General features: G+C 72.1%; 6 protein-coding genes and 1 pseudogene. 2 read left to right on the top strand and 5 right to left on the bottom strand.

What is annotated here, in order from left to right:
• From VFZ20_RS14465 to VFZ20_RS14445, 5 genes and pseudogenes are all read right to left on the bottom strand, one after another.
• Window positions 1-497 (bottom strand): annotated as a pseudogene (locus VFZ20_RS14465) (hypothetical protein); the annotation flags it as partial.
• A gap of 66 nt (window positions 498-563) precedes the next feature.
• Entirely contained in the window at window positions 564-2,507 is a 1,944-nt protein-coding gene (locus VFZ20_RS14460; protein ID WP_329684608.1) for a TonB-dependent receptor plug domain-containing protein, read from the bottom strand.
• Between the two features lie 283 nt (window positions 2,508-2,790).
• Window positions 2,791-3,015, bottom strand: coding sequence for a hypothetical protein (locus tag VFZ20_RS14455; RefSeq protein ID WP_329684607.1), 225 nt, complete (start codon window positions 3,013-3,015; stop codon window positions 2,791-2,793).
• Between the two features lie 293 nt (window positions 3,016-3,308).
• The gene (gene pabB / locus VFZ20_RS14450) at window positions 3,309-5,099 is read right to left on the bottom strand and encodes an aminodeoxychorismate synthase component I (protein ID WP_329684606.1); all 1,791 of its coding nucleotides are present in this window, start codon (window positions 5,097-5,099) and stop codon (window positions 3,309-3,311) included.
• Window positions 5,100-5,176: 77 nt separating this feature from the next.
• Entirely contained in the window at window positions 5,177-5,509 is a 333-nt protein-coding gene (locus tag VFZ20_RS14445; protein WP_329684605.1) for a hypothetical protein, read from the bottom strand.
• 254 nt (window positions 5,510-5,763) lie between these two features.
• On the opposite strand from VFZ20_RS14445, the gene VFZ20_RS14440 reads away from it, so the two are divergent.
• Both VFZ20_RS14440 and VFZ20_RS14435 read left to right on the top strand, forming a co-directional pair.
• A complete protein-coding gene (locus VFZ20_RS14440) occupies window positions 5,764-6,585 on the top strand; it encodes a DUF2382 domain-containing protein (RefSeq protein WP_329684604.1) in 822 nt (273 codons plus the stop codon).
• A 134-nt stretch (window positions 6,586-6,719) separates the two neighbouring features.
• A partial coding sequence (locus VFZ20_RS14435; RefSeq protein ID WP_329684603.1) for a hypothetical protein occupies window positions 6,720-6,946 on the top strand: 227 nt, incomplete at its 3' end.

The following is a 6,946-nucleotide window of genomic DNA, read 5'->3' as shown; positions in this document are numbered from 1 at the left end:
AGGTGAAACCCGCCGTACCGCGCCGCCGCCAGCCCGTACAGCGCGATGAGCCCGCCGCCCGTGACGGGCACCGTGCGGGGAAACAGGACCAGCAGGGCCAGCGCGAACTGCGCCCACCCCACCCACGGCGCCCACGCGCGCAGCTCGGGCACCAGCAGGGCGTCCGCCTGCCACGCCAGCAGCAGCGTGGCGAACACGCCGATGCGCATCACCAGCACGGCATCGCCGCGGCGGGCGGCCAGCCACTCGTTCACCCCGCGGTACCACGCGGCGTCCGCCAGCCGCCGGTCCAGCAGCACCATGGCGCCGATGACCACCATGCTCAGCACGGCCAAGCCGAAGAACAGCGGCGTCAGGGCCTGCGCCGCCGTCAGCGGCCGGTCCGCGAAGCTGAACTCCGAGAACCACTTGACGTGCGCGTGCGCCGGCGCGGGCACCATCGCCGCGCCGGCCGCCATCGCCGTCCCGATCCACCCCGCCCGTCCTCGCATCCGCATCCGCCCCCTCCTCCGCGCTCGAGTCCGCGTGACGACCCGCAGGGCGCGTTCCGCCGCCGCTCCAGCCTACCAGTCCAGCCGCACGCCGGCGTTGACCACGCGGCCCTCCAGCGGGGCCCACGCGTCCGTCGTCCAGCGCAGCTCGGGGGAGCGGGCGGGGAGCACGAGCGGGTCCCAGCGCGTCTGCCGCGCATCCGCCAGGTTCTCGGCGTTCACGAACACGCGCGCCCGGCCCACGCGCTTCTCCGCCAGCAGGCCCACGACGGCGTACGGCCGGCTGTCGGCGCGGTACGGGTTGTCGTCCAGCGCCTGCCGGCCCGTGTAGTACAGCTCCACGCCCACGCGGCCGGCGCCTTCCGCCTCCCACATCCCCACGATGCCCGCCTGGTGGCGTGGGGTGAGCGGCACCTCGCGGCGGGCGACGACGAACACGTCCAGGGTCGGCTCCGTGGCGCGCGTCCACGTGTAGGTGCCCGTCACGTGCCAGGGCCCGGCGTGGTAGCGCACGAGCGCCTCGGTGCCCCAGGTGCGCGTCTCGCCGTCCATGTTGACGAGCACGACCTCGCCCGTCTGCGGCGCGACGGGCACCAGGCGCAGCGCGTCGTCGACGACGGAGCCAAAGACGGCCGCGTTCAGCTCCCACGGACCCAGCGCGCGACCCACGTCCAGCGATACGCCGCGGGCCCGCTCCGCCCGCATGCCCCGTAGCGGCCGCAGAAAGGTGAGGCCGATGGCCTCCGTCTCCTCCGTGAACGGCGTGGGCGCGTAGTAGCCGCCCCCGGCGGACGCGCGCACGCTCCACCCCGCCGCCGGGCGCACGAGCGCGCTCACGCGGGGGCTGAAGAACACGCCGTACTCGCTGTGCCAGTCCGCGCGGCCGCTGCCCGTCAGCGCCAGCCATTCCGCCACGCGCCAGTCATCCTGCGCGAACAGGGACGGGATGGTGAACGTGTAGTCGAAGCCCTCCACGTCCCGCGCGCGGTACGTCTCGCGCTGCAGGGCCGCGCCCGCCACGAGCGTGTGCGCGCCCACCGTCCGCGCCGCCGACACCTCGCCGAACGCGGTGCCGTGCCGGTCGCGCTCGCGCACGTCGCCAAAGGTGTGGTCGTGGCGCTGCCCCATGACGGACGCGCGCAGGTTGAGCAGCGTGCCGCCGTCCGTCAGCCAGCGGCCCACGAGGCCGGCATCGCCGCGGCGGGTGCGCAGCTCCTCGGCAAAGCGGACGCGCGACGGCAGGGTGCCGCCGCCCGCGCGGTCTTCTGCCGTGGCACCCACGGTCACGAAGAGCGAGCGCCCCTCGCCGCCGTCCCAGAACAGCCGCGGACGCACGACGCCGCGCGTGTACCGCGGCAGGTCCGCCCACGCGTCGTCGTCCACGTCGGCGCGGCGCTGGCCGTGGGCGCCGCCCAGGAAGGTGTAGCCCCATCCGCCGCCCATCTCGCCCGACGTCCAGAGCACGGCGTCCGCCCCGCCCAGCGTCGTGGCGTTCAGCAGCAGCTCGCGGTCGTCCGCGGGGCGGCGGGAGACGAGGTTCACCACGCCGCCCAGGGCGGACGCGCCGTACAGCGCGGAGGCGGCGCCCTTGATGACCTCCACCTGGCCCAGGTCCATGGGCGGGATCTGCAGCAGGCCCAGCGAGCCGCTCTGGCCGCCGTAGAGCGGAAGCCCGTCGCTCAGGATCTGCGTGTAGCGCCCACGCAGCCCCTGCACGCGCACGTTGGCGCCGCCCAGCGACGGCGACGTCACCTGCACGCGCAGCCCGCTCGTCTCGTTGAGCATCATGGAGACGTCGCCGGGCGTCATCATCATCTTCTCCTCCACCTCCTCGCGCGCCAGCACCTCCACGCGCACGGGGGCGTCCTCGATGCGCTGCTCGCTGCGCGTGGCCGTGACGACGACGGCCTCCAGCTCCTCCGCCTCGTGCTCCTCGCCCTCCTCCTGCGCGAGGGCGTGGATGGGCGCGGCGCAGGCGGCCAGCAGCGCGAGCAGGACGGTACGGCGAGCGAACATCGGGTGATCACAGGTTCGGTGGATGATGGACGGATTCAACGGCGCGCAAGCAGGCCCCGCGCGAGCGCCCCCTCCGGGCTCGCGGAGCTCGCCCACCTCCCCCAATAACCCCTGGGGGGAGGTTGAACTGCGGCGCTTCACCCTCACGTTCGGCGTAGCCGATAGACACTCGGATAACAGCGCGGACGAGTGCGACAAGTCGCGATTCGTTGCTACGCAACGTCGTTCCCGTCCCGCGCTGTCATTCTGACGTCGGTCGGCGCCGGCGGGTGCCGTCCCGTTCTCAATACTCCGCCGCCGACCGACCGAAGAATCTGGTTGCCGGAGTGCGGGATCCCGCCCGCGCGCTGAGTTCGCGCGCCAGGGGTTCGTGCACGGGACGGTTCTGCGCGCGGCGCGACCAGATTCTTCCGTCGGCGCCAACCGTGAACAGGATAGATCGCGACGGCGCCTCCTTCAGAATGACAGCCTGGGACGCATCACGCGACGCGCTTTCGTTGCTGCGCAACGTCGTTCCCGTCCCGCGCTGTCATTCTGAGGGAGGCGCCCTCTGGGTCTCGATTTCCGCGGGATGCGTGCGGCGCCGACCGAAGAATCTGGTTGCCGGAGTGCGGGATCCCGCCCGCGCGCTGAGTTCACGCACGAGAGGTTCGTGCACGGGACGGTTCTGCGCGCGGCGCGACCAGATTCTTCCGTCGGCGCCATCCATGCACGGGACGGATCGCGACGGCGCCTCCTTCAGAATGACAGCCTGGGACGCATCACGCGACGCGCTTTCGTTGCTGCGCAACGAGATGCGGGTCAGTCCACCAGCTCGGCGCGGCGCCAGCGGCGGACGGAGTTGATCAGCCAGATCTCCTCCGCGTCGGCCAAGTCCTCCACGCGCAGCACGCGCTCGCGAATCTCGCCGCGGGCCAGCAGCTCCGCGCGAAAGACGCCGGGGAGCAGGCCGCTGTCCAGCGGCGGCGTCCACAACGCCCCATCCATCCGCACGACGAGGTTGGCGATGGTGGATTCCGTCAGCTCGCCGCGCTCGTTCACCAGCAGCACGTCGTCGCAATCCGGCCGATCCGCCGCGCGGCGGGTGTACGCGTCGCGCCGCGTCGTCTTGTGGTACAGCAGCGGATCGCGGCTGTCCACCGGATCGGCCGAGACTGCCACGCGCACGGGCTCCGCCGACGCCTGCAGCGGAGCGGACTCGATCTCCGCGCATCCGCCGCGGTCCAGCGTGAGCCGCACGCGCAGGGAATGCGCGGACGCCACGTGCGCGAAGTCCGCCAGCCCCGCGCGGATCACGCCCTCGTCGTACCGGTAGCCGAAGTACGCGGCGGACGCGGCCAGGCGCGCCAGGTGGCCGTCCAGCAGGAACCATCCGCCGTCCGGCTCCCACAGCAGCGTCTCCAGCAAGTCGAAGTCCGCCGGCGCGCGGCGGGCGAACGCGGCCTTGGACCAGCACTCACGGTACTCCGCCGCCGCGTCGCTGTCGTACGTCACCCCGCTGCCGATCCCCAGCTCCGCCGTCCCCGCCGCCGCGTCCAGCAGCAGCGTGCGGATGCCCACGCTGAACACCGCCTCGCCCGGCGACGCGAAGCCGATGGCGCCGCAGTACGCGCCGCGCGGCGCCGTCTCCACGTCGCGGATGATCTCCATCGTCCGCACCTTGGGCGCGCCCGTCACGCTGCCGCAGGGAAAGAGGGCGCGAAAGACGTCCGCCAGCCCCGCGTCCGGCCGGGGCACGGCGCGGATGGTGGACGTCATCTGGTGCACCGTCTCGTACCGCTCCACGTCGAACATCCGCTCCACCCGCACGCCGCCCGTCCGCGCCACGCGCCCCGCGTCGTTCCGCAGCAGGTCCACGATCATCAGGTTCTCCGCGCGGTCCTTGGGCGACGCGGCCAGCTCCGCCGCCAGGGCGCGGTCCTCCTCCGGCCACCGCCCGCGCGGCCGCGTGCCCTTCATGGGCCGCAGCTCCAGCCCGTCCCCGTCCAGCCGAAAGAACAGCTCGGGCGACGCGGAAACGATCGTCCGACCCTCGCCCAGGTCCACGAACGCGCAAAAGTCCGAGCGCTGGCCCAGGCACAGCCGCTCGTAGAGGATGCGCGGATCCCCGTCGAACGATGCCGTCAGCCGCGTGGTGAGGTTGACCTGGTAGGTGTCGCCGGCCGCGATCCATTCACGGATGCGGTCGATGCGCGACGTGTACGCCGCCTCGTCCAGGTCGATGCGCCACGGGCCGAGATCGGCATCGCCGAGGGGAGCGGATTCGTACTCCGGCCGCACCGCCTCGCGCGCCTCGTACAGGGCGAACCAGGCCAGGGGAAGCCGCGGGTCGGGCGGATGGGTGACGAACGCGGGGTCGAACGCCGGCGCGGCCTCGTACGCCACGAAGCCGGCCGCGTGCAGGCCGTCCGCCACGGCGCGCTCCACGGCGCGCAGGAGGGGGAGCACGTCCTCCACGCGGTCTGCCCGCAGCACGCCGCGCGGGCCCCGAAAGCGGAACGAGCGGCCGCCGCCGGGCGCGTCGAAGCGCACGGCGGCGGGCTCCCGCTCCGTGAAGGCGTCCTGCAGCGTGTCCGCGACGGCGTCCGTCATCCGCACCCTTCAAAATCCGGTGGACCAGGAAGGGGGAAAGATCGTCCCGGCGGGCAGGGTCCCGCAATCGGCCGCGTCTACGCGATCGCGAGCCCGTCCTCCGCGCCCGCCATGGCGACCGATGGGGGCGCCGAACGCTCGTCCGCGTCCTCGCGCGCCATCCGCGCGCGCACGGGCTCGGCGGCGCGGCACCAGAACCACAGGTCGCCGTCGGGACGCTCGTGCCAGTTCAGGGGCAGGGGCGCCAGCCGCCGCTTCTCGTTTCCGCAATCGAAGCAGAGCCAGCCGTCGGCCATGTCGCGCGGCAGGTGCGATCCGTAGCTGGAGCGAAAGTCGCTCACCTGCCCGGGGATCACCTCCCACACGCGCCACGCCGCACCGTCCGGCGACTCGAAATATCGTACAGCCATCGTAAGATCGCTCCTGATAACACGTTGCGATCCAGAGCCGACGCAAGGCGCGCGCCACTTCGATCCGATACAAGACAAAACCACCACCTGCAACAAAGTGTTTCCGCAGCACGACTTGGGTCAGATCATCCATCGCACGCGTCTCTGCTACATCTGTTTTTCGCGCACGGACCTTGCACCGGCCCTCCGCCCCGAATTCGGGGTGCGGGGAGCACCCCGGGCGGTGCAGGGACCTTTCATCCGAGGGGACGACGATGGCGAACGAACCGATGGACCGCGTGGTGCCGATGAACCAGCTCTCCGGCTACCGGGTGGCCGATGGCGAGCCGGACATCCGCGGCTGGGACGTGATGGCCTCGGACGGGCGGCGGCTGGGACGGGTGGATGACCTGCTGGTGGACACGCAGGCCAACAAGGTGCGCTACGTGGACGTGGAGGGCGGGCCCCAGGGCCACGTCACCATCCCCATCGGCTACGCGCGGCTGGAGCGCGACCGTCACCAGGTGCTGGTGGACCGCCTGAGCGACGACCAGTTCCAGGCGCTGCCGGCGTACGACCGCGGCCCCGTTACGCGTGACTACGAGGAGCGCGTGGGCCAGGCCTGCAACCTCGACGCGTCGGCCACCACGCCCGACTTCTACGAGAACGACGCCTTTCGCGCCGACGAGATGCGCCTGACGCTCAGCGAGGAAGAGCTGGCCATCGGCAAGCGCCAGGTGGCCGCGGGCGAGGTGGGCGTGCACAAGTACGTCGAGACGCAGCACGTGCACGAGGAAGTGCCGCTGCGCCGCGAGGAGGTGGAGATCGAGCGCCGCCCCATCACCGACGCCATGCACGTCAGCGGGCGCGCCGACATCACCGAGGACGAGATCCGCATCCCCCTCCACGCCGAAGAGGCGATCGTGGAGAAGCGGGTGGTGCCCAAGGAGGAGCTCGTCGTGCGCAAGCGCGAGGTGGTGGAGACCGAGTGGGTCGACACGGAGCTGCGCCGCGAGCGCGCCGAGGTGGACCGCGAGGTCACCGACACCCACCTGCGCAACGACCGCCTGGACGACAACCGCCCGGGCCGCGCCTGACGAGCGTGCGGATCCGCCCTTTCGCCCCCGGCGGAAGGGCGGGTCCGTATACGGCGCTAAGTAATTGCAGGCATTGGACTTGCTAAGCAGGTAAGGCACGGGCGGAGACGGCAACCAGAACCCAGGAGATGGACATGCTCGAACGGCTTGGCGGCAGCGACGACCGTAACGACGCGCGCAACATGCGCGAGCGCGACCTCCTCGATGCGGACCGGCAGCGGCTGGTGCGCGAGCGCATGGAAGCGCACGGCGTGACGGAGGAAGAGGCCACGCGCCTGGTGCTGAGCGAGGAAGAGCTCGCCATCGGCAAGCGCCAGGTGGCCGCGGGCGAGGTGGGCGTGCGCAAGACGGTGGAGTCGCA

Source organism: Longimicrobium sp. (genome assembly GCF_036280135.1).
GTDB lineage: Bacteria > Gemmatimonadota > Gemmatimonadetes > Longimicrobiales > Longimicrobiaceae > Longimicrobium.
The sequence above is the reverse complement of the archived record's forward strand: the minus strand, read 5'-3'. Positions and strand labels throughout refer to the sequence as shown.